The sequence below is a fragment of the Sphingomonas sp. BL2 genome, from assembly GCF_056680015.1.
Genome location: NZ_CM155261.1, coordinates 1,142,021 through 1,160,779 on the forward strand (window position 1 = coordinate 1,142,021; position 18,759 = coordinate 1,160,779).

The 18,759-nt window shown below is 66.4% G+C and carries 22 protein-coding genes; 18 read left to right on the forward strand and 4 right to left on the reverse strand.

The window, feature by feature from the left end; translation table 11 throughout:
- The first annotated feature begins 126 nt into the window (after positions 1-126).
- Complete coding sequence (locus AC1ME3_RS05175) at positions 127-456, forward strand: PilZ domain-containing protein (RefSeq protein WP_056064110.1); 330 nt, start codon at positions 127-129, stop codon at positions 454-456.
- Between the two features lie 185 nt (positions 457-641).
- On the opposite strand, the gene AC1ME3_RS05180 is transcribed toward AC1ME3_RS05175, so the two are convergent.
- Positions 642-1,580, reverse strand: a complete 939-nt coding sequence (locus AC1ME3_RS05180) for a ribose-phosphate pyrophosphokinase (RefSeq protein WP_056064113.1) — start codon at positions 1,578-1,580, stop codon at positions 642-644.
- Between the two features lie 97 nt (positions 1,581-1,677).
- Between AC1ME3_RS05180 and gltX the strand changes: the two genes are divergently transcribed.
- The 11 genes from gltX to AC1ME3_RS05235 all read left to right on the forward strand — a co-directional run bounded on the left by gltX (position 1,678) and on the right by AC1ME3_RS05235 (position 10,367).
- Complete coding sequence (gene gltX, locus AC1ME3_RS05185) at positions 1,678-3,003, forward strand: glutamate--tRNA ligase (RefSeq protein ID WP_480955130.1); 1,326 nt, start codon at positions 1,678-1,680, stop codon at positions 3,001-3,003.
- A gap of 518 nt (positions 3,004-3,521) precedes the next feature.
- The gene (locus AC1ME3_RS05190) at positions 3,522-4,187 is read left to right on the forward strand and encodes a TonB family protein (RefSeq protein WP_480955131.1); all 666 of its coding nucleotides are present in this window, start codon (positions 3,522-3,524) and stop codon (positions 4,185-4,187) included.
- A gap of 55 nt (positions 4,188-4,242) precedes the next feature.
- Positions 4,243-4,590 carry a hypothetical protein gene (locus AC1ME3_RS05195; protein ID WP_480955765.1) on the forward strand — a complete coding sequence of 116 codons (348 nt, stop codon included), beginning with the start codon at positions 4,243-4,245 and terminating at the stop codon, positions 4,588-4,590.
- Positions 4,587-5,570, forward strand: coding sequence for a bifunctional diaminohydroxyphosphoribosylaminopyrimidine deaminase/5-amino-6-(5-phosphoribosylamino)uracil reductase RibD (gene ribD / locus AC1ME3_RS05200; RefSeq protein ID WP_480955766.1), 984 nt, complete (start codon positions 4,587-4,589; stop codon positions 5,568-5,570). The genes AC1ME3_RS05195 and ribD overlap by 4 nt, the downstream gene beginning before the upstream one ends.
- Positions 5,570-6,193, forward strand: coding sequence for a riboflavin synthase (locus AC1ME3_RS05205; RefSeq protein ID WP_480955132.1), 624 nt, complete (start codon positions 5,570-5,572; stop codon positions 6,191-6,193). The genes ribD and AC1ME3_RS05205 overlap by 1 nt, the downstream gene beginning before the upstream one ends.
- Complete coding sequence (gene ribB / locus AC1ME3_RS05210; RefSeq protein ID WP_056487847.1) at positions 6,177-7,343, forward strand: 3,4-dihydroxy-2-butanone-4-phosphate synthase; 1,167 nt, start codon at positions 6,177-6,179, stop codon at positions 7,341-7,343. Before AC1ME3_RS05205 ends, ribB begins: the two co-directional genes overlap by 17 nt.
- Positions 7,343-7,765, forward strand: a complete 423-nt coding sequence (gene ribH, locus AC1ME3_RS05215) for a 6,7-dimethyl-8-ribityllumazine synthase (protein WP_056064133.1) — start codon at positions 7,343-7,345, stop codon at positions 7,763-7,765. The genes ribB and ribH overlap by 1 nt, the downstream gene beginning before the upstream one ends.
- Positions 7,762-8,307 (forward strand): GNAT family N-acetyltransferase, encoded by a 546-nt coding sequence (locus AC1ME3_RS05220; RefSeq protein WP_480955133.1) that lies wholly within the window; start codon positions 7,762-7,764, stop codon positions 8,305-8,307. Before ribH ends, AC1ME3_RS05220 begins: the two co-directional genes overlap by 4 nt.
- Positions 8,300-8,497 (forward strand): DUF4169 family protein, encoded by a 198-nt coding sequence (locus AC1ME3_RS05225; protein WP_480955134.1) that lies wholly within the window; start codon positions 8,300-8,302, stop codon positions 8,495-8,497. Before AC1ME3_RS05220 ends, AC1ME3_RS05225 begins: the two co-directional genes overlap by 8 nt.
- A gap of 518 nt (positions 8,498-9,015) precedes the next feature.
- Positions 9,016-9,831, forward strand: a complete 816-nt coding sequence (locus tag AC1ME3_RS05230; RefSeq protein ID WP_480955135.1) for a DUF1206 domain-containing protein — start codon at positions 9,016-9,018, stop codon at positions 9,829-9,831.
- A gap of 161 nt (positions 9,832-9,992) precedes the next feature.
- Complete coding sequence (locus AC1ME3_RS05235; protein ID WP_480955136.1) at positions 9,993-10,367, forward strand: hypothetical protein; 375 nt, start codon at positions 9,993-9,995, stop codon at positions 10,365-10,367.
- Between the two features lie 7 nt (positions 10,368-10,374).
- On the opposite strand, the gene AC1ME3_RS05240 is transcribed toward AC1ME3_RS05235, so the two are convergent.
- Together AC1ME3_RS05240 and AC1ME3_RS05245 are read right to left on the reverse strand one after the other, a co-directional pair.
- Entirely contained in the window at positions 10,375-10,869 is a 495-nt protein-coding gene (locus AC1ME3_RS05240) for a hypothetical protein (protein WP_480955137.1), read from the reverse strand.
- Between the two features lie 229 nt (positions 10,870-11,098).
- Positions 11,099-12,187: an alkene reductase gene (locus AC1ME3_RS05245; RefSeq protein WP_107963357.1), complete on the reverse strand. Its 1,089-nt coding sequence runs from the start codon at positions 12,185-12,187 to the stop codon at positions 11,099-11,101.
- 51 nt (positions 12,188-12,238) lie between these two features.
- Here AC1ME3_RS05245 and AC1ME3_RS05250 point away from each other — a divergent pair, with 51 nt between their 5' ends.
- The 6 genes from AC1ME3_RS05250 to AC1ME3_RS05275 all read left to right on the forward strand — a co-directional run bounded on the left by AC1ME3_RS05250 (position 12,239) and on the right by AC1ME3_RS05275 (position 18,306).
- On the forward strand, positions 12,239-13,231 hold the full coding sequence (locus AC1ME3_RS05250) for a DMT family transporter (RefSeq protein ID WP_480955138.1): 993 nt from the start codon (positions 12,239-12,241) through the stop codon (positions 13,229-13,231).
- The gene (locus tag AC1ME3_RS05255) at positions 13,228-13,881 is read left to right on the forward strand and encodes a COQ9 family protein (protein WP_480955139.1); all 654 of its coding nucleotides are present in this window, start codon (positions 13,228-13,230) and stop codon (positions 13,879-13,881) included. Before AC1ME3_RS05250 ends, AC1ME3_RS05255 begins: the two co-directional genes overlap by 4 nt.
- A 128-nt stretch (positions 13,882-14,009) precedes the next feature.
- A complete protein-coding gene (locus AC1ME3_RS05260; protein ID WP_056487822.1) occupies positions 14,010-14,285 on the forward strand; it encodes a FeoA family protein in 276 nt (91 codons plus the stop codon).
- A gap of 9 nt (positions 14,286-14,294) precedes the next feature.
- Positions 14,295-16,169 carry a ferrous iron transporter B gene (feoB, locus tag AC1ME3_RS05265; protein WP_480955140.1) on the forward strand — a complete coding sequence of 625 codons (1,875 nt, stop codon included), beginning with the start codon at positions 14,295-14,297 and terminating at the stop codon, positions 16,167-16,169.
- An 8-nt stretch (positions 16,170-16,177) separates the two neighbouring features.
- Positions 16,178-16,768, forward strand: coding sequence for a single-stranded DNA-binding protein (ssb, locus tag AC1ME3_RS05270; protein WP_480955141.1), 591 nt, complete (start codon positions 16,178-16,180; stop codon positions 16,766-16,768).
- Positions 16,769-16,806: 38 nt separating this feature from the next.
- Positions 16,807-18,306 carry a sensor histidine kinase gene (locus tag AC1ME3_RS05275; protein ID WP_480955142.1) on the forward strand — a complete coding sequence of 500 codons (1,500 nt, stop codon included), beginning with the start codon at positions 16,807-16,809 and terminating at the stop codon, positions 18,304-18,306.
- On the opposite strand, the gene AC1ME3_RS05280 is transcribed toward AC1ME3_RS05275, so the two are convergent.
- Entirely contained in the window at positions 18,296-18,679 is a 384-nt protein-coding gene (locus tag AC1ME3_RS05280; RefSeq protein WP_480955143.1) for a response regulator, read from the reverse strand. The two genes, AC1ME3_RS05275 and AC1ME3_RS05280, sit on opposite strands and share 11 nt — an antisense overlap.
- Positions 18,680-18,759: the final 80 nt, after the last annotated feature.

Genomic DNA, 18,759 nt, shown 5'->3' on the forward strand with positions numbered 1-18,759 from the left:
CGCGTTCCGCAGTTACCTGGCCGGTGCCGATGGTACATTCGTCCAGCCAAGCGCGGCCAAACCTCAAGCGGCCGAATCGTAGGGCGTTTGGAGATTAGTAACCACTTGGGGAGCAGTGTTCCGGACATGACACAGCCCGTCCCCATCCCCCCCGCCGAACCGACCGGCGAGGAGCTCCGTCAGGCGCTACGCAAGGCCGTCAAGATGCGCGCCCACCTGCGCGACCGGGGCCAGACGCGATTCGAGATCGAGGTGACGGATTTGTCGCTCTCGGGATTTCGCGCGGAGACGAGCTTTACGTTGTGGCCGGGGACGGTCGTATGGCTGACATTGCCGGGGTTGGCGGCGCTCGAGGCGGTGGTCGCGTGGCGCGACAAGTTCAAATATGGCTGTGCGTTCGCCAAGCCGCTGCATCCGGCGGTGTTCGAGCATATCGTGGCGCTAAGTCAGCGATAGGCGCGGCTACGTCCGCGTCGGTGCGCGAGCGTTAGCGATGCGCAATCGCAGGCTCGGCCGGTGGGTCGCTCCAAGCGAACCCATCCGACGGCGGCTTTGCCGACGTGAACTTGCCTTAATGTGTTCTCCCGCGAAGGCGGGAGCCCAGTCTGGGTCCCGCCTTCACGGGGAAACAAACTTCTCTCTTAGTCGAACAAGCTCGAAACCGACGTCTCGTCCGCAATCCGCTTGATCGCCTCGCCGAGCAACGGCGCGATCTGGAGATGGCGGATCTTGCCGTGGGCGTCCTTGATCACTTCGTGATTCCCGATCGAATCGGTGATCACCAGCTCACGGAGTTCCGAGCCTTCAACACGCGCTACCGCGCCACCCGACAGCACGCCGTGCGTAACATAGGCGACGACGTCCTCGGCGCCCGCTTCCTTCAACGCCGCCGCCGCGTTGCACAGCGTTCCCGCCGAATCGACGATGTCGTCAACCAGGATGCAGAAGCGCCCCTCGACCTCGCCGATGATGTTCATCACTTCCGATTCGCCCGCGCGCTCGCGACGCTTGTCGACGATCGCGAGCGGTGCGTTGTCGAGTCGCTTGGCGAGAACGCGCGCACGGACGACGCCGCCGACGTCGGGCGACACCACCATCAGGTTCTTGCCCTTGAACCGCGCCAGAATGTCCGCCGACATCACCGGCGCCGCGTAGAGATTGTCCGTCGGGATATCGAAAAAGCCTTGGATCTGGCCGGCATGCAGGTCGACCGACAGCACGCGGTTGGCGCCCGCAACCGTAATCAAATTGGCGACCAGCTTGGCGGAGATCGGCGTGCGCGGGCCGGGCTTCCGGTCCTGCCTAGCGTAACCCATGTACGGGATCACCGCGGTGATTCGCCGCGCCGACGCGCGCTTCAGCGCGTCGATCATGATCAGCAATTCCATGAGGTTGTCGTTGGCGGGATAACCGGTCGACTGGATCACGAACACGTCCTCGCCGCGGACGTTCTCGTTGATCTCGACGAAGACCTCCTCGTCCGCGAAGCGGCGCACGCTGACGTCGGTCAGCGGGATCTCCAGATACGCGGAGATTTCCTGCGCCAGCGGCAGGTTCGAATTGCCGGTCATCAGTTTCATGAAGCTATTTCCCGCTCGATAGTGCGCACCCCTTAGGCGCAGCTTCCCGTTGGTGGAAGGGTTTGCCCGCCGCCGCGCCGCTCCGTACAGCGGCGGGATGACCGTGATCACCCGTTTCGCCCCCTCGCCCACCGGCCGGCTGCATGTCGGCAACATCCGCACCGCGCTCCACAACTGGATGTTCGCGCGGGCCAATGGCGGCAAGTTCGTGCTGCGGATCGACGATACCGATCCAGAACGCAGCGAAGAGCGCTTCGTCGACGCGATCCGTGCCGATCTCGACTGGCTCGGGATGACGCCGGATGCGGAGGAACGGCAGTCGGCGCGGTTCGCTCTGTACGAGGCGCGGTTCGCGACGCTCGTTGCGAGCGGGCACGTGTATCCCGCGTACGAGACGACGCAGGAACTCGACCTGAAGCGGAAGATCCAGGCCGGGCGCGGGTTGCCGCCGATCTACGACCGCGCGGCGCTGGCGTTGGACGACGATGCGCGGGCGAAGCTGGAGGCGGACGGCGTGAAGCCGCATTGGAGGTTCAAGCTCGATCACGACTCGGCGATCGCGTGGGACGACCTGATCCGCGGCGCGGCGCATTTCGAGGCGAAGACGATGAGCGATCCTGTGATCCGGCGTGCGGATGGGTCATGGCTGTATATGCTGCCGTCGGCGATCGACGATGCCGAGATGGGGGTGACGCACGTGGTGCGCGGCGAGGATCATGTGTCGAACACCGCGCTCCAGTTGCAGATGTTCGCCGCGTTGGGCGTCGCGCCGCCGCGGTTTGCGCATGAGGCTTTGCTGACGGGCGCGGAGGGTAAGCTGTCGAAGCGACTCGGCTCGCTCGGCGTCGATCATTTCCGCGAGGTCGGGATCGAGCCGCAGGCGGTGCGTGCGCTGCTGGCGCGGATCGGGACAAGCGATCCGGTCGAGCCGATCGCCGACGTAGCGCCGCTGATCGCGGGGTTCGACTTTGCGCGGTTCGGGCGCGCGCCGGCGCGGTTCGACGAGGCGGAACTGGCAGCGTTGAACGCGCGGATTTTGCATGCGCTGCCGTTCGAGGCGGTAGCCGATCGGCTGCCCGAGGGTATGGACGTCGCGGCGTGGGAGGCGGTGCGGCCGAACCTCGTGACGCTGGCGGATGCGGTGGACTGGTGGGGCGTGATCGAGGGGCCGGTTGCCGTCGAGGGCGACGTGGAGGCCGAGTATCTTAATCAGGCGCTGGCTGCGGCGGGTGAGATCGACTGGTCGAGCGATCCTTGGCACGCGCTGACGGCGCGTTTGAAGGCGGAGACCGGGCGCAAGGGGAAGACTTTGTTCCTGCCGCTGCGGCGGGCACTGACCGGGCGCGATCATGGGCCGGACATGGCGGCGCTGCTGCCGCTGATCGGACGGGAACGGGCTTTGGAGCGATTAGCGGCACGCTAATCTCGCGGTTCCGGACGAAGTTCGACCCGTGGAAAGCATGTTCTCCCGCGAAGGCGGGAGTCCAGTCTGGGCTCCCGCCTTCGCGGGAGAACAAAGTAAGGACGGGCTTCAGTCGATCCGATAGTTGCAGACTATACTTTGCTGGCGGTCACTTTGCCCGCGCTCGGAAAAAGTCTCCCACCTTTCCCAACGCCGCCACCCCGGCGGAGGCCGGGGCCCAGTTGGAAAGGCCGCAGTGACGAAGCGCCGGCTTCAGTTAGCAACGTCCCCCAACTGGGCCCCGGCCTCCGCCGGGGTGGTGGATGTTTCCACTAGGGATGCAACTGGTCGAACCGGAACATCAAACCTGCCCGCTGCGTCCGCCGCGTCGCGAAGTTCGCTGGCGCAGATCAGACGCCGGTCAGACAGCACACGCGTCGCCCTCCAAACCCCTTGCCCCTGGAATGTAATGATGTACCATCCCAACTGGCGGTACCTATCTCGCCGCCATCCTCGAGGAGAAACAGGGGAGACGGAAAATGTACGCGGATCGACTGAACCGGACGGGCGGGTTCAATCCCGGGAGCCTCGGCGTCGCGCTGGCCATCAATTGCGCGGTGATCGGAGCCTTGTTCTTCGCGGCACCCAACGTGCTGCCGTTCGTGCCCGACAAGCCACTCGTGACCTATGTGCCGTACACCCCGCCGCCGCCGCCCGAGCCGGTGCCGCCCGCCGATCCGCTGGTCCGCCAGCAACCGCGCCCCGCCCCGCGTCCCGACGCACCGATTACGGTAGTGCAGATACCGCAAACCGACGGCTTCGCGGTCGCTCCCGATCCGATCCCCTATACGCCGCCGATCGGGGTCGAAGGCACTGGAACAGGCACCGTCGCGGTCGAGCCGCCGAAAGCCGCACCGGTATTCGTCCAGCCCGGCATCGACCCGCGCTATGCCGCCGATTTCCAGCCGAGCTACCCCTCCGAGGAACGCCGCGCCGAACGCGAAGGTCGCGTCGTGGTCCGCGTGCTGGTCGGGACCGACGGCCGGGTGAAGCAGGTCGAGCGGGTCAGCGCGACCACCGACGCGTTCTACCGCGCGACGTTCGACCGCGCGCTGGCGAAATGGCGGTTCAAGCCTGCGACTCGCGACGGCGTTCCGGTCGAGGCGTGGCGATCGATGGCGCTGACGTTTGTCCTCCAGAACTAAAGCTTGAGGGGCGCGGGGCTGGCCTAGCCGGCTCCGCCCCCCTATCTTGGCGCGCATGGGCTTTTTCAGTCGTTTCACGCCGATCGTCGCCTATCGCGACCTGCGGCTCTTCTTCAGCCAGCGCCGGCCGTACGAGCTGTTTTTTCTCGCGGCCGCGCTCGGCGTCACCAGCTTCCTGATCTACGCGTTCATGAAGGATTCGTACGTCGAGAAGGAATACCGCCCGAAGATCATCTACGTCGAGCAATGGCCCGCGGACCGCACCGATGCGCAGATTATCGCCCAGCAGAAAATCGACGCGCCGATCAAGGCCAAGGCGCTCGCCGAGCAGAAGGCCCGCGAGGACGCCCAGCGCGAGTCGTTCAAGCGGCTGGACGACAAGCTGAAGGCCATGGGGATCTGACTCAGGCTGACGCGCGCTGGATGGGCGCCGCGCTGGCACTCGCCGAGCGCGGCCGAGGGCGGACCGCGTCCAACCCCAATGTCGGTTGCGTGATCGTGCGCGAGGGCCGCGTCGTCGGTCGCGGCTGGACGCAGGCGGGCGGGCGACCGCATGCCGAAGCGATGGCACTGGCCGAGGCTGGTGCGGAAGCACGAGGGGCTACGGCTTACGTCACGCTGGAGCCGTGCGCACATCGGTCTTCGCGCGGGCCCGCGTGTAGCGATCTGCTGATCGAGGCAGGCGTCTCGCGCGTCGTTGCCGCCCTCGAAGACCCCGACGCACGAACGGCTGGCCAGGGGTTTGCCCGGCTTGAGGCCGCTGGTATCGCCGTGACGCGCGGCGTTCGCGCGACCGAAGCCAGACGTTCGATGGCCGGCTTTCTCACCCGGCAAGCGCTCGGTCGCCCCCACATCACGCTAAAGCTCGCCACATCGCTCGACGGCTGCATCGCGATGCCGGACGGGTCGAGTCGCTGGATCACCGGCCCGCAGGCCCGCGCCCACGCGCATCTCGAGCGGAGTCGGCACGAAGCGATCCTCGTCGGCCGCGGCACGTACGATGCAGATGCACCGCGACTCGACGTGCGGCTGCCGGGGCTGGAGCCTCGCGGTCCGATGCGGGTGCTTTTATCTTCAACCGCCGAAGACGTGCCCGGCTGGACCGTCATCGCCGCGCCGCAAGACCTCGCCACCCTCCCCGCCGTCGACCATATCCTAGTCGAAGGCGGCGCGGCCGTAGCGTCGGCGTTCCTTGCGGCCGATCTGGTCGACCGCATCGTCCTCTACCGCGCGCCGATCCTGATTGGCGGCGGCAAGCCCGCACTCCGCGACATCGGCCTCACGGACCTGATCAAAGCGCATGGTCGGTGGGCGATCGTCGATGCGCGGCAACTTGGCATGGACCGGCTCGAGGTCTACGAGCGCGAACGAAACGAGGCATAATGTTTACCGGAATCATCACCGACATCGGCACGGTCGCGCGCGTGGAGTCGCCCGGCGACACGCGTGTCGTCGTCAGCACCGCCTATGATACCGCCACCGTCGATCTCGGCGCGTCGATCGCCTGCTCGGGCGTCTGCCTGACCGTGGTCGACAAGGGCACCGATGCCCAGGGGGGCTGGTTCGCGGTCGACGTCTCCGGCGAGACGATCGGGCGCACGGCCAAGGACCAATGGACCGAGGGTCGCAAGTTCAACCTCGAACGCGCGATGAAGCTCGGCGACGAGCTCGGCGGCCATATCGTCACGGGCCATGTCGACGGCCTCGGCACCGTCGTCGCGCTCGCGGAGGAAGGCGGATCGCACCGCGTCACGATCCGCGCAGGGGCCGACATCGCGCCGTTCATCGCACCCAAGGGGTCGGTGACGGTCGATGGCGTCTCGCTCACGGTAAACAGCGTTCAAGACATCGACGGGGACGTCGAGTTCGGCCTCAACATCATCCCGCATACCTGGGCGGTCACCACGCTCGGGACGATCCAGATGGGGCAGTCGGTCAATATCGAGATCGACGTCCTCGCCCGCTATCTCCAACGCATGGAGCATTACCGTGTCAAAGCCAGCTGAACGTTCGTCCGAATTGGCCCGTCTCAAGCACGGCTATCTATCGAGCCCCGAAGAGATCATCGACGAGGCGCGCAACGGCCGGATGTTCATCCTGGTCGATGACGAGGATCGCGAGAACGAGGGCGACCTTGTCATCCCCGCGCAGATGGCGACGCCGGAGAAGATCAACTTCATGGCGAAGTTCGGTCGCGGCCTGATCTGCCTCGCGCTGACCAGGGAGCGTACCGAGGAACTCGGGCTCGAACTGATGAGCCGCAACAACGGCACCCGGCACGAAACCGCGTTCACCGTGTCGATCGAGGCGCTCGAAGGCGTCACGACGGGCATCTCGGCGGCGGATCGCGCGCGGACGATCGCGGTCGCGGTCGATGCGACCAAGGGCAAGCCGGACATCGTCACCCCCGGCCACGTCTTCCCGCTCGTCGCGCGTGACGGCGGCGTGCTGATCCGCGCCGGCCATACCGAGGCGGCGGTCGACGTCGCGCGGCTCGCCGGGCTCAATCCCTCGGGCGTGATCTGCGAGATCATGAATGAGGATGGCACGATGGCGCGGATGGACGACCTCGTCACCTTCGCGCAGTTCCACAACGTCAAGATCGGCACGATCCGCGACCTGATCGCCTATCGCCGCCGCCACGATCACCTCGTCGAGAAGCGCGCCGAGGCCAAGTTCACCTCCGAATGGGGTGGCGACTGGAGCGCGCTGACGTTCTGGAACAAGGCGACCGGCACCGAGCAGGTCGCGCTTGTCAAGGGCAAGATCGACCCTGCCAAGCCGACGCTCGTCCGCATGCACGCGCTGTCGCCGTTCGCGGATATCTTCGGAGAATCGGGCGATCGCGGCCGGATTCTCGCGCGATCGATGCAGATGATCGCGGATGAGGGCGCCGGCGTGATCGTCGTCATCAACCGTCCGCGCAGCAACACCTTCACCTCGGCGGTGATGAAGAAGGCCGGCGCGGAAATCACCCCGGACATGGAGGAACTGCGCGACTACGGCGTCGGCGCGATGATCCTGACCGAACTCGGCGTCCACGACATGGTGCTGATCACCAACACGCATCATACGCTGGTCGGCCTCGACGGCTACGGCCTGTCGATCGTCGGCGAGCGCCCGATCGCGTCCCTGAACACGGAAAAGAGCAACTGATGGCGCATCTCCTCATCGTCGAAGCCCGGTTCTACGATCACCTCAACGACCTGCTGGTCGAGGGTGCGAAGGCCGCGATCGAAGCGGCCGGCCACACCCATGAGACGATCACCGTGCCCGGCGCGCTCGAAGTCCCCGGCGCGATCGCGCTGGCAGCCGAGAGCGAGACGTTCGACGCCTATGTCGCGCTGGGCGTCGTGATCCGCGGCGAGACCTATCATTTCGAGATCGTCGCGGGCGAGAGCGCGCGCGGGATCATGCAGTTGACGATGGACGGCCTGCCGATCGGCAACGGCATCCTGACCACCGAGAACGAGGCGCAGGCCTTGACCCGCGCGAAGCCCACCGAAGGCGACAAGGGTGGCGGCGCGGCGAACGCGGCGCTGGCGATGCTGGCGCTCAAGGACCGCTTCATCGCATGACCGCGCCGGTGCTCCTGACGGAGCGCCTGTTGCTCCGGCCCTTGGGACCGGAGGATGCCGAGGCATGGTATGCGTTCCATGCCGATCCCGTCACGATGCGCCATCTAGGCGGCGTCCAGTCGCGCAGCGTCGCCTGGCGTGGTCTGTGCGCCATGGCGGGCGCGTGGAGCATTCGCGGCTTCTCGTTGTTCGCGGTGACGCTGCGCGATACCGGCGAATGGATCGGCCGCGTCGGTCCGTGGCAGCCTGAAGACTGGCCGGGGACGGAGATCGGCTGGGGACTCGCATCGCGGTTCGCCGGTCGCGGGTTCGCGCGCGAGGCTGCGACGGCGACGATCGACTATGCGGTGGATGTGCTCGGATGGACCGACATCATCCACACCATCGCACCCGACAACGTGGAGTCGATCGCGCTCGCGCAACGGCTCGGGTCGACCAACCGCGGCCGAACGAAACTCCCCCCGCCGCTCGAAGTGCTGCCGGTGGACGATTGGGGCCAGAGTGCTACTGCCTGGCGAGCGCGGAGGGCGGGGCGTGGGTGACGTGATCAACCTGCGGCTCGTCCGGAAACAGCGGGCTCGTGACGAGGCTTCGTCGAAGGCGGATCGGAACCGCAGGCTGTTCGGGCGGACGGTGGCGGAGAAGGCGGCGGACGCAGCTGCCAAGACTCGGATCGAGAAAACTCTGGATAGCGCGAAGCTAGATTCCACCTCCGACACGCTCGAGGAATAACCTCGCGCTCACCCTTCCGACGGCACCTGCGAGTCCCTTCCCTCGCGAGCGCCAAACCGAACCAACGTCCGATTTACTATCCTCCCCCGCCAGGGGGAGGTGGCAGGCGTTAGCCTGACGGAGGGGGAGGTAAGCGTAACCGCTGCTCCGTGTCCGCCCCCTCCGTCGCCTATGGCGCCACCTCCCCCTGGCGGGGGGAGGATCGATCACGTCTGCGCCCTAAGACGGCTAAAATGGTGGCAGCTCTGGCCGAACCGGATGGCACCTTGGCTCTCAAACCCTTTTCCGCCGCCCCTCGACTGCAACGGTGTTTGTCTCCTTGAGCAAGTACGCGCGGGCAGTTCCACGGCACGACCCCTTGTTCTCCCGCGAAGGCGGGAGCCCAGACTGGATCCCCGCCTTCGCGGGGAAACAAATCTTGCTCGGAAGAGATAGCCGCTCCCAACCGTCCTCAACTGCCTCACCAGAGGAACGTCACGCGCGCCGCGCCGTTGTGCATCCGTAACAAAGGGGCGCTCATGATTTCGGATGCGAATGCGACGTGGCTCGCCAAACTCGGCTTCGCCGCGCGCGGGGTGGTGTATATTCTCGTCGGCTGGTTCGCGGTCGACGCGGCACTCCGCGGGGGCAAGATCGCCGACAATCAGGGCGCGATCGGGTCGATGGCGGACGAGGCGTTCGGCCCGGTGCTACTCGCGATCGTCGCTGCGGGCCTGCTCGGCTACGCGGTCTGGCGACTGACCGAGGCCGCAGCGAACCCCGAGCAGATCGGCAGCGACGTCAAGGGCAGCCTCAAGCGGATCGGCCACGTCGTCAGCGGAATCGCGCATCTGATCCTCGCCTGGACCGCCGCCAAGCTCGCCATGAAGACGGGATCGCGCGACGCCGCCGTCTCACCCGGAGAAGAGAGCGCGCGCGACTGGACCGCGTTGCTACTCGACCAGCCGGCGGGGCGTGTGTTGGTCGGCGCGGTCGCGGTCGGCGTGTTGGTCGCTGCGTGCCAGCAGGCTCAGAAGGCGTGGCGCGGCGACTTCATCCAGGATCTGCGTGGCGACGCCCCCGCGCCCGGCTATGTCTGCACGATGGGGAGGATCGGCTACGGTGCGCGCGCGCTCGTGTTCCTGATCGTTGCCGGACTGTTCGGGCTGGCCGCCTGGACCGCGCATGCCAGCGACGCGGGCGGCGTGGCCGAGGCGCTGGAGCGGCTGCAATCGCAACCGGGCGGGAAGTGGCTGCTGGCGCTGACCGGGATCGGGCTGGCGCTGTTCGGTGCGTACAGCCTGGTCGAGGCGCGCTTCCGCCGGATCCATGTCGACCTGCCGGGTACCGATTAGAGCTTTCTTCTCTCCCATGTCCGTTCCCCCGCACAGGCGGGACACGACGGCGTTCGTGACCCTGGGCCCCCGCCTTCGCGGGAGAACGAGAAAGATAGCCGGCGGCGAAAGATCCCTAGTCATCAGGGTATCGTTAAGCCGCGGACGTTACGGAGATCGTCATGTACACGATCAGCTTCGACGTCCCGACCAAGACACTCAACATTGTTACCGAGGGGTTCTGGTCGGTCGCGACGACGGCGGCGTTCTCGGCGGAACTGCTCGCCCGGGGATCGGCAGCGCGGCTGTATCACGGCCGGTTCGTCGTGCTCGCCGACCTGCGCAAGGCCGCGATCCAGCCTTTGAAAGTCGTCGATGCGCTCGAAGCGATGATGCCCAAGGCGTTGAAGGTGACGTCGGCGCCGATCGCTGCGGTCGTCGCGTCGCACTTGGCCAAGCTCCAGACCGAACGCTATCTGAAGGCGGAGAATTGCCGGACGTTCCTCGACATCGACGAGGCGAAGGCGTGGCTGGGCGGGGATCGCATGGCCGTCTGATCGGCCCTCAGTTCTCGCTGGCCGTTTCCAGCAACGCCGCCTCTACCTCTTCGATCGTGATGCCGAACGCGCCGGCAAGCCCCGCCACCGACGCGCCGCGATCGGCGAGCGTGCGAATCCGCGCGGTGTCGACGATGGTCTTGTAGCTACGCGTGTCGCGGTCGGTCTTCGATTCCGCGCCGCTGCGCGCGAGCGCGCCCGAACGTCGGCGTTTGGAAATCTTCAACGCCTCGACATCGTTGGTCGGCGGCGCATCGAGCCGCGCCTTGATCCGCTGATCCTCCTCGATACGCCGGCTTTCGCGGGCGCGTTCGCGTTCCTGGGACTGGAGATCACGTTGTGCGGCACGCGATTCGGATCGCTGTTCGGACGCGGCAAGCCGCTCCTTCGCGCGCTGCTCGCGGCCGTTGGCACGCTCCTCCGCGCGCTTTGCGGCCCGGTCGGCGGTGCCGGGCATGAGCGGCCCCGTTCCCCTGCCGCCGCTCGGCCAGCCGTCGGTCATTAGATATCCTGTCGTCACCGGTACGCTACCCAGAGCGCGGAAGCGCGCTGCTAGGCCATGGCGTCATCGGTGACTAGGGCCCTGACGATCCTCCCCCGCCAGGGGGAGGTGTCGCCGCAGGTGACGGAGGGGGAGGACACCGAACCAACGTTGGCTCATGCCTCCCCCTCCGTCAGGCTGGCGCCTGCCACCTCCCCCTTGCGGGGGAGGATCGAGCGTCTTTCAGCCGTTACGCGTTCGCAGTTTCGAGCGCGGGGTAGTCGATGTAGCCCTCGGGGCCTTGGCTGTACCACGTCTTCGCATCGTCCTTCGCGAGCGGGGCGCCGGTGCGCAGGCGCTCGGGGAGGTCTGGGTTGGCGATGAACGTGCGACCGAAGGTGATCGCATCGGCATTGCCCGAATCGAGCTCGGCCTGTGCCTCCTCGACCGTCGTGTAGTCCGAGTTCACGATCAGCACGCCGTTGAACACCTTGCGGATCGCCGGGCTGAGCTTCGGCACGTCGGTCTTGCCGAAGGTACCGTCGGGACCGGGCTCGCGCAGTTCGAGGAACGCGATGCCGAGATCGGACAGCGCCTTGGCAGCGGCGGTGAACAGCGCCTCGGGGTTGCTGTCGTCGACACCCTGCGAATCGCCGTTGGGCGACAGGCGGACGCTGACGCGATCGGCCCCTGCGACCGAGATCACGCGCTCGGCGACTTCGCGGAGCAGGCGGACGCGGTTCTCGATCGAGCCGCCATATTCGTCGGTGCGGAAGTTCGCGTTGTCGCGCAGGAACTGGTCGATCAGATACCCATTGGCCGCGTGGATCTGCACGCCGTCAAAACCGGCCGCGAGCGCGTTCTTGGTCGCCAGCTCATAGTCGTTCAGCAGGCGCGGGATCTCGTTGGTCTCGAGCGGACGCGCGACCTCGAAGTCCTTCTTGCCCTCGAACGTGTGCGCCTGGCCTTCGGTCGCGGTGGCCGACGACGACACGGGCTGCGTCTCGTACACCGACGAATGGCCCTGGCGACCCATGTGCCACAACTGCGCGACGATCCGGCCGCCGGCGGCGTGGACCGAGTCGGTGACGGGCTTCCAGGCGGCGACCTGCGCATCGGTCCACAGGCCCGGCGCGAACGGCCAGCCGAGGCCTTCGCGGCTGATGCCGGTGGCTTCCGAGATGATCAGGCCGGCGCTCGCACGCTGCGTGTAATATTCGACCATGATGTCGGTCGGCACCGCATCCCTGTCGGCACGCCCGCGGGTGAGCGGCGCCATGATGATGCGGTTCGGCGCTTCGACGGCACCAAGGGTAATCGGATCGAATAGGCTAGGCATGGAAGCTCCTTATTGGCCTGACGGGCGGAAGATAGGAGGCTACAGGGCGGCATGCATCGCCCCGACCCGCAAAGATTATCTAGCGTGCCCGATACGCCGCACGGTTTGACGCCGGTTGCGGAAAGTGTTGCCGCGCCGGGACTTATTGCCTTCGCAGCGCTGGTGGTGGCGAACGTCGCACTGGCATTCGGGCCGTGGTTCGTCCGCGCGACCGAGGTCGGGCCGGTGGCCGCGGGATTCTGGCGCCTCACGCTCGCCGTGCCGTTCCTGATTGCCTTGGCGGTCCAGCAGGGCGCGCGACCGACCCGGTTGAGCCGTGGCGTGTGGATCGGGCTGATCGTCGGCGGCGTGTGTTTCGCGGCCGATCTCGGTGCGTGGCATCTCGGGATCCGGCGCACGACGCTCGCCAACGCGACGCTGTTCGGCAACGCGGCGACGCTGATCTTCCCGATCTACGGCTTCCTGATCGCGAAGACGTGGCCGACGCGGACTCAGGGATGGGCGCTGGTACTGGCGGCGACGGGCGCTGCGCTGTTGCTCGGGCGCTCGTATCAGCTCGATGCGAAGAACCTCGTCGGCGACCTGCTCTGCATTCTGGCGGGGCTGCTTTATACGGTCTATTTCATCCTGATGGCGCGCGCGCGGGCGACGCTGGCGCCGCTGTCCGCGCTGACCTTGTCCACGCTGGCAGGGATCGTGCCGCTGCTCGTGTTCGCGCTGGCGATGGGCGAGCGGGTGATGCCGACGCACTGGGGGCCGCTGATCGGGCTCGCTCTGTGCAGCCAGGTGCTCGGGCAAGGCCTGATGATCTATGCGCTCGGCCGCTTCTCGCCGCTGGTGATCGGGATCGCGTTGCTGATCCAGCCGGTGGTCGCCGGCGTCGTGGGCTGGCTGGTCTATGGCGAGCGGCTCGGCGCGGCGGATCTGGTCGGCGTGGTGATGGTGGCGGTCGCGCTGGTGCTCGTCCGCCGGGGACCTCCCCCGGAAGTCCCCCTTGAAGACACGCTTGATACGCCTGATTTTGAACGGCAGGAGACGGTATGACCAAGGACCTTACGCTCGACGAAATCCGCGCAAAGCTCGCCCCCGGCATCGCCGCCAACGCGGCGTTCGACGGCTGGAGCGACGCCGCGCGCGACATGGCCGCGCAGGCCGCGGGAATTGACACCGACATCGCCGCGCTCGCGTTCAAGGACGGCCCGGTCGACATGATCGACGCGTGGTTCGCGCATATCGACGGCGTGATGCTCGCCGCAGTACCACCCGAGCGGCTCGCGATGATGAAGATCCGCGAGAAGATCACCGCGCTGGTCGAGGCGCGGCTCGATGCCACGTCGATCGATCGCGAGTCGCTGCGGCGCGCGCTGGCGATCCTCGCGCTGCCGCAGAACCTGGCGAAGGCGACACGGCTTGGCTGGCGGACGGTCGACACGATCTGGCGCGCGGCCGGCGACGTCGCGACCGACTACAACTACTATACCAAGCGGACGATCCTGCTCGGCGTGTACGCGTCGACGATCACGGTCTTCCTCGACGACGAGAGCGAAAGCCTCGCCGACACCCGCGCGTTCCTCGGTCGTCGCATTAACGGGATCATGCAGTTCGAGAAGGCCAAGGCCGGGTTCCTCAAGCGCACCGAACATGGTTTCAGCCTGTCGCGATTCGTTGGCCGCCTGCGCTATCCGACTGCCTGAAGCCACCAACGATCCGCTAAGTGTCTCTGTATTCTGACTTTCACCCGGATGGCGAGGCGTCGAGACGGTCGTAACCCACGACGGTTAGGGCTTCCCTTCCCCGGGCGTTACTGATAATCACTCGCATCATGGACACTCGCCCCGATCGTTCCGTCAGCCTCGAAACGTTGCCTCGCAAGCAGCATGGCATCGTTGCCGCGATCGAATGGGCACGACTTGCCGATCCCGAGGCGCGTCGCCTCCGCGAACTGGGCTTCGACGAGGGTGTCGATGTCGAGGTCCTCCACCGCGCGACTCTGGGCCAGGGCCCGATCGCCTGCCGGATCGGCCGGATGACGGTTGCGCTCCGCCGCGCGGTCGCGGGCGCGATCCACGTCTCGCCAATGCCTGCCGCGGCTGAATAATCCCATAAAATGAATGCAGCACCGCTGGTTGCGCTGGTCGGCAATCCCAATGCCGGCAAGAGCGCGCTGTTCAATGCGCTGACGGGTGCGCGCCAGAAGGTCGGCAATTATCCCGGCGTCACGGTCGAGCGGAAGGTCGGGCGGCTGATGCTCGACGACGGCCGGCCGATCGAACTGGTCGACCTGCCCGGCGCGTACAGCCTGGAACCTTCCTCCCCCGACGAGCGGGTCACGCGCGACGTCGTCACCGGCACGCAGGACGGCGAACGCCTGCCCGACGCGCTGGTCGTCGTCGTCGATGCCGCCAATCTCGACAATCACCTCCGCTTCACGCTCCAGCTGATCGCGCTCGGCCTGCCGGTCGTCGTTGCGCTCAACATGGTCGATCTCGCCGAGCGCGACGGCCTGAAGCTCGACCCCAAGGTTCTCGAACGCGAACTCGGCGTGCCGGTGATCCCGACCGTCGCAGTGCGCAAGCGTGGCCTCGACGAGTTGAAGGCGGCGCTGTCCGGCATCGTCGTCAACGGGCCGATGCGGCTCCGCAAATCCGACGGCAGCGTCCAGGACGACATCGTCACGCTCCAGCGCCGCGCGCGCCAGATCGCGACGTCGGCGACCGTATCCGAGACGCAGGTCCGCCGCTGGACGCACATGCTCGACGCGGTCGCGCTGCACCCGGTTGCCGGCCCGATCCTGCTGCTCGCGATCATGTTCCTGATGTTCCAGGCGGTGTTCAGCTGGGCGCAGCCGTTCATGGACGCGATCGATGCGGGCTTCACCGCGTTGCAGGGGTTCCTGACCGCAGAGCTGCCCGATTCGCTGCTCCGCTCGCTGCTGGTCGATGGCGTGATCGCCGGCGTCGGCGCGGTGATCGTGTTCCTGCCGCAGATCCTGATCCTGTTCCTCTTCATCCTCGTGCTCGAGGCGAGCGGCTATATGGTCCGCGCGGCGTTCCTGATGGACCGGGTGATGGCGAGCGTCGGGCTGTCGGGCCGCGCGTTCATCCCGCTGCTGTCGAGCTTCGCCTGCGCGATTCCGGGGATCATGGCGACGCGGACGATCGACGACGAGAAGGACCGGCTGACCACGATCCTGATCGCGCCGCTGATGACGTGCTCCGCGCGCCTGCCGGTCTACACGCTGATCATCGGCGCGTTCATTCCCAACACGCAGGTGCTGCCGTTCGTCGGGTTGCAGGGGCTGGTGATGCTCGGGCTGTACGTGATGGGCATCGTCGGTGCGTTCGTCGCCGCGCTGGTGCTGCGCCGGACGGTGACCAAGGGCGTGTCGTCGGGCTTCATGATGGAGATGCCGAAATACCAGTGGCCGCAGTGGCGCGACGTCGGCATCGGCCTGTGGAGCCGCGCGCAGATCTTCCTGAAGCGCGCCGGCGGGATCATCCTGACCTCGACGATCATCCTGTGGGTGCTGCTGAGCTTTCCCAAGCCGCCCGAACAGCCGGCTGGCGCACCGAAGATCTCGGCGGTCGATTATTCGGTCGCCGGGCGTATCGCCAACGGCATCGCGCCGATATTCGCACCGATCGGCTTCAACCGCGACATCGTCCTCGCGCTGATCCCGGCGATGGCCGCGCGCGAAGTCGCGGTCGCGGCGATCGGCACCGTATATGCGATCGACGATCCCGCCAGCAATCAGGGCGGCAAGGCGATGATCGAGAACCTCCGCGGCCGCTGGAGCCTGCCGACCGCGCTCGCCTTCCTGATGTGGTTCGTGTTCGCGCCGCAGTGCATTTCCACCATCGCCGTCACGCGCCGCGAGACCAATGGGTGGAAATGGCCGGCGTTCATGGTTGGCTATTTGTTCGCCGCCGCCTACATCATGGCCGGAATCACATATTGGCTGGCGGTGTTCGCCGGCCTCTGAGGGGCATCATGGCAGGCAGCGTCAACAAGGTCATCATCGTCGGCAATCTGGGTCGCGACCCGGAGAGCAAGGCGTTCCAGAACGGCGGCAAGGTCGTCAACCTGCGCATCGCGACATCCGAGTCTTGGAAAGACAAGATGTCGGGCGAGCGCAAGGAAAAGACCGAATGGCATTCGGTCGCGATCTTCAACGAAGGTCTCGCGAACGTCGCCGAAAAGTATCTCCGCAAGGGCTCGAAGGTCTATATCGAGGGCGCGCTCCAGACCCGTAAGTGGCAGGACGCGCAGGGCCAGGACAAATATTCGACCGAGATCGTGCTGCAGGGCTTCAACAGCGTGCTGACGATGCTCGACGGCCCGAACGGCGGCGCAGGCGGTGGTGCAGGCGGCGGCGGTGGTAGCCGCGGCGGTGGCGACGACTGGGCCGGCGGTGGCGGCGGCAACGACTTCGGCGGTGGTTCGTCGGGTGGCGGCGGCGGTTACGGCGGCGGCGGTCGCGGCGGCAGCGCACCTTCCGGTGGCGGTGGTGGCGCCCGCGGCGGCAGCTTCGGCCAGACCGGCGGCTTCTCGGACGATCTCGACGACGACGTGCCGTTCTGATTGCCGTGACGACGCTGTATTCCGTTCCGACTACCACCGTGTTCGACGAGGCCGAGCGTTCCCGCGTGATCTCGGCCTACGACGTCGCCGGTGCGCGTGCGAAGGGCCAGCTCGACGATATCGTGGCGTTCGCAGCCGAGCTGTGCGGCGCCCCGGTCGCGTTGCTGAGCCTGGTCGAGGAGGAATATCAGCGTTTCCTGGCGCGGACCGGGTTCGACCTGGAGCAGACGCCCCGCAGCATGTCGTTCTGCGCGCACGCGATGCACCATCACGAGGTGATGGAAGTGCCCGACGCGCAGGCCGATCCGCGCTTCGTCGACAACCCGCTGGTGACGGGCGAGCCGTATGTCCGGTTCTACGCCGGCGCGCCGCTCGTCTCCAGCGAGGGCGTGCCGCTGGGTGCGCTATGCGTGCTGGCGAACGAGCCTCGCGAAGGCCTGACCCGGTTCCAGCGCGACGGCCTCACGCTGCTGGCCAAGGCGGCGATGGGCCGGCTCGACGACCGCCGTACCGCACGCGAGCAGGCGATGGCCGAGGCCGAAGCCCGCCGCACGCTGGAAGCGAGCGACCTGAAGTTTCGCACGCTCGCCGACACCATGCCGCAGATGGTGTGGTCGACGCTGCCCGATGGCTTCCACGATTACTTTAACGCGCGCTGGTACGAGTTCACCGGCACGCCCGTGGGAACGACCGATGGCGAAGGCTGGAACGACATGTTCCATCCCGACGACCAGGATCGCGCCTGGGCCGTCTGGCGCCAGTCGCTCGATACCGGCGAGCCTTACAACATCGAATACAGGCTTCGGCATTTCGACGGCACCTACCGCTGGGTGCTCGGCCGTGCGCTGCCGGTACGCGACGAAAACGGTGCGATCACGCGCTGGTTCGGGACGTGCACCGACATCCACGAACAAAAGCTTGCTTATGAAGAGCGCGAGATCATCAGCCAGGAGCTGAGCCACCGCATCAAGAACATCTTCGCGGTGATCGCCGGACTCATCGCGTTCTCGGCGAGGGGAAAGCCGGAGTTCGCCGGGATCGCAACGGACTTGCGCCACCGGATCAACGCGCTGGGTCGCGCCCACGACTTCGTCCGCCCTCATAGCGCCAACTCACGACCATCGATGGCGCAAAATAGCCTGCATGGCTTGCTCCACGAATTGTTCGAGCCGTATCAGCGAATCGATGGCGCCCGTGTCAGCGTCGTGGGCGACGATGTGACGATCGATGATCGTTCCGCGACTCCGCTCGCGCTGATGTTTCACGAACTTGCAACCAACGCGACCAAATACGGTGCGCTCGCGACCGAACTCGGCACGGTGCGGATCACCGTCGCGGCCAATACCGATACGGTGACATTGCACTGGCGAGAGGTGGGAGGTCCGTCCGTCACCAAGCCTACGACACCACCGGGTTTTGGCACACAATTGATCGAGATGAGCGCGGTGCGTCAGTTAGGCGGTAGCGTTAATCGGACGTGGAACGACGACGGCCTGATCGTCGCCCTGACTATTCCGAAGACCGCGTTCAGCCGCTGACGCGAATGACGTCGTCGTGCGCGCTTGTGTCGTCGTTGCACGCCAAAGCGGCAGCCGCGAGGATGGCCGCATCGCTGAACGGCTTACGGATATACCCCAGGCATTCCGCGTCACCGATCTGTGCAGGGTTGGCGGTCACGAACACGACCTTGACGCCATAGTCCTGCGCCATCCGCCTGGCGATCTCAGGCCCGGTCGGTCCGTCGCGCAGGTTGATGTCAACGAAAGCGAAATTGCACCCCGGCGCCGCCGCGATCGCGCTGTCGCGATCCGCCGCGATCCCCGCGACGCCGTAGCCGGCATCCATGAGGATTCTCTCGAGGTCGAGCGCGACGAAGATTTCGTCTTCGACAATGAGGGCGGTCTTGGTCATCGGCGAAGTAACCAGTCGCCCGCTGATCAGTTCCGCCAGATCGGTGATTTAGATCAACCGCTTGTCCCGATATGGCCTGA

Bases quoted from the DNA above. Each gene is read 5' to 3' on its own strand.
- AC1ME3_RS05175 (WP_056064110.1), top strand. From the start codon at position 127: ATGACACAGCCCGTCCCCATCCCCCCCGCCGAACCGACCGGCGAGGAG.
- AC1ME3_RS05180 (WP_056064113.1), bottom strand. From the start codon at position 1,580: ATGAAACTGATGACCGGCAATTCGAACCTGCCGCTGGCGCAGGAAATC.
- gltX (WP_480955130.1), top strand. From the start codon at position 1,678: ATGACCGTGATCACCCGTTTCGCCCCCTCGCCCACCGGCCGGCTGCAT.
- AC1ME3_RS05190 (WP_480955131.1), top strand. From the start codon at position 3,522: ATGTACGCGGATCGACTGAACCGGACGGGCGGGTTCAATCCCGGGAGC.
- AC1ME3_RS05195 (WP_480955765.1), top strand. From the start codon at position 4,243: ATGGGCTTTTTCAGTCGTTTCACGCCGATCGTCGCCTATCGCGACCTG.
- AC1ME3_RS05205 (WP_480955132.1), top strand. From the start codon at position 5,570: ATGTTTACCGGAATCATCACCGACATCGGCACGGTCGCGCGCGTGGAG.
- ribH (WP_056064133.1), top strand. From the start codon at position 7,343: ATGGCGCATCTCCTCATCGTCGAAGCCCGGTTCTACGATCACCTCAAC.
- AC1ME3_RS05220 (WP_480955133.1), top strand. From the start codon at position 7,762: ATGACCGCGCCGGTGCTCCTGACGGAGCGCCTGTTGCTCCGGCCCTTG.
- AC1ME3_RS05230 (WP_480955135.1), top strand. From the start codon at position 9,016: ATGATTTCGGATGCGAATGCGACGTGGCTCGCCAAACTCGGCTTCGCC.
- AC1ME3_RS05235 (WP_480955136.1), top strand. From the start codon at position 9,993: ATGTACACGATCAGCTTCGACGTCCCGACCAAGACACTCAACATTGTT.
- AC1ME3_RS05240 (WP_480955137.1), bottom strand. From the start codon at position 10,869: ATGACCGACGGCTGGCCGAGCGGCGGCAGGGGAACGGGGCCGCTCATG.
- AC1ME3_RS05245 (WP_107963357.1), bottom strand. From the start codon at position 12,187: ATGCCTAGCCTATTCGATCCGATTACCCTTGGTGCCGTCGAAGCGCCG.
- AC1ME3_RS05250 (WP_480955138.1), top strand. From the start codon at position 12,239: ATGCATCGCCCCGACCCGCAAAGATTATCTAGCGTGCCCGATACGCCG.
- AC1ME3_RS05255 (WP_480955139.1), top strand. From the start codon at position 13,228: ATGACCAAGGACCTTACGCTCGACGAAATCCGCGCAAAGCTCGCCCCC.
- AC1ME3_RS05260 (WP_056487822.1), top strand. From the start codon at position 14,010: ATGGACACTCGCCCCGATCGTTCCGTCAGCCTCGAAACGTTGCCTCGC.
- feoB (WP_480955140.1), top strand. From the start codon at position 14,295: ATGAATGCAGCACCGCTGGTTGCGCTGGTCGGCAATCCCAATGCCGGC.
- ssb (WP_480955141.1), top strand. From the start codon at position 16,178: ATGGCAGGCAGCGTCAACAAGGTCATCATCGTCGGCAATCTGGGTCGC.
- AC1ME3_RS05280 (WP_480955143.1), bottom strand. From the start codon at position 18,679: ATGACCAAGACCGCCCTCATTGTCGAAGACGAAATCTTCGTCGCGCTC.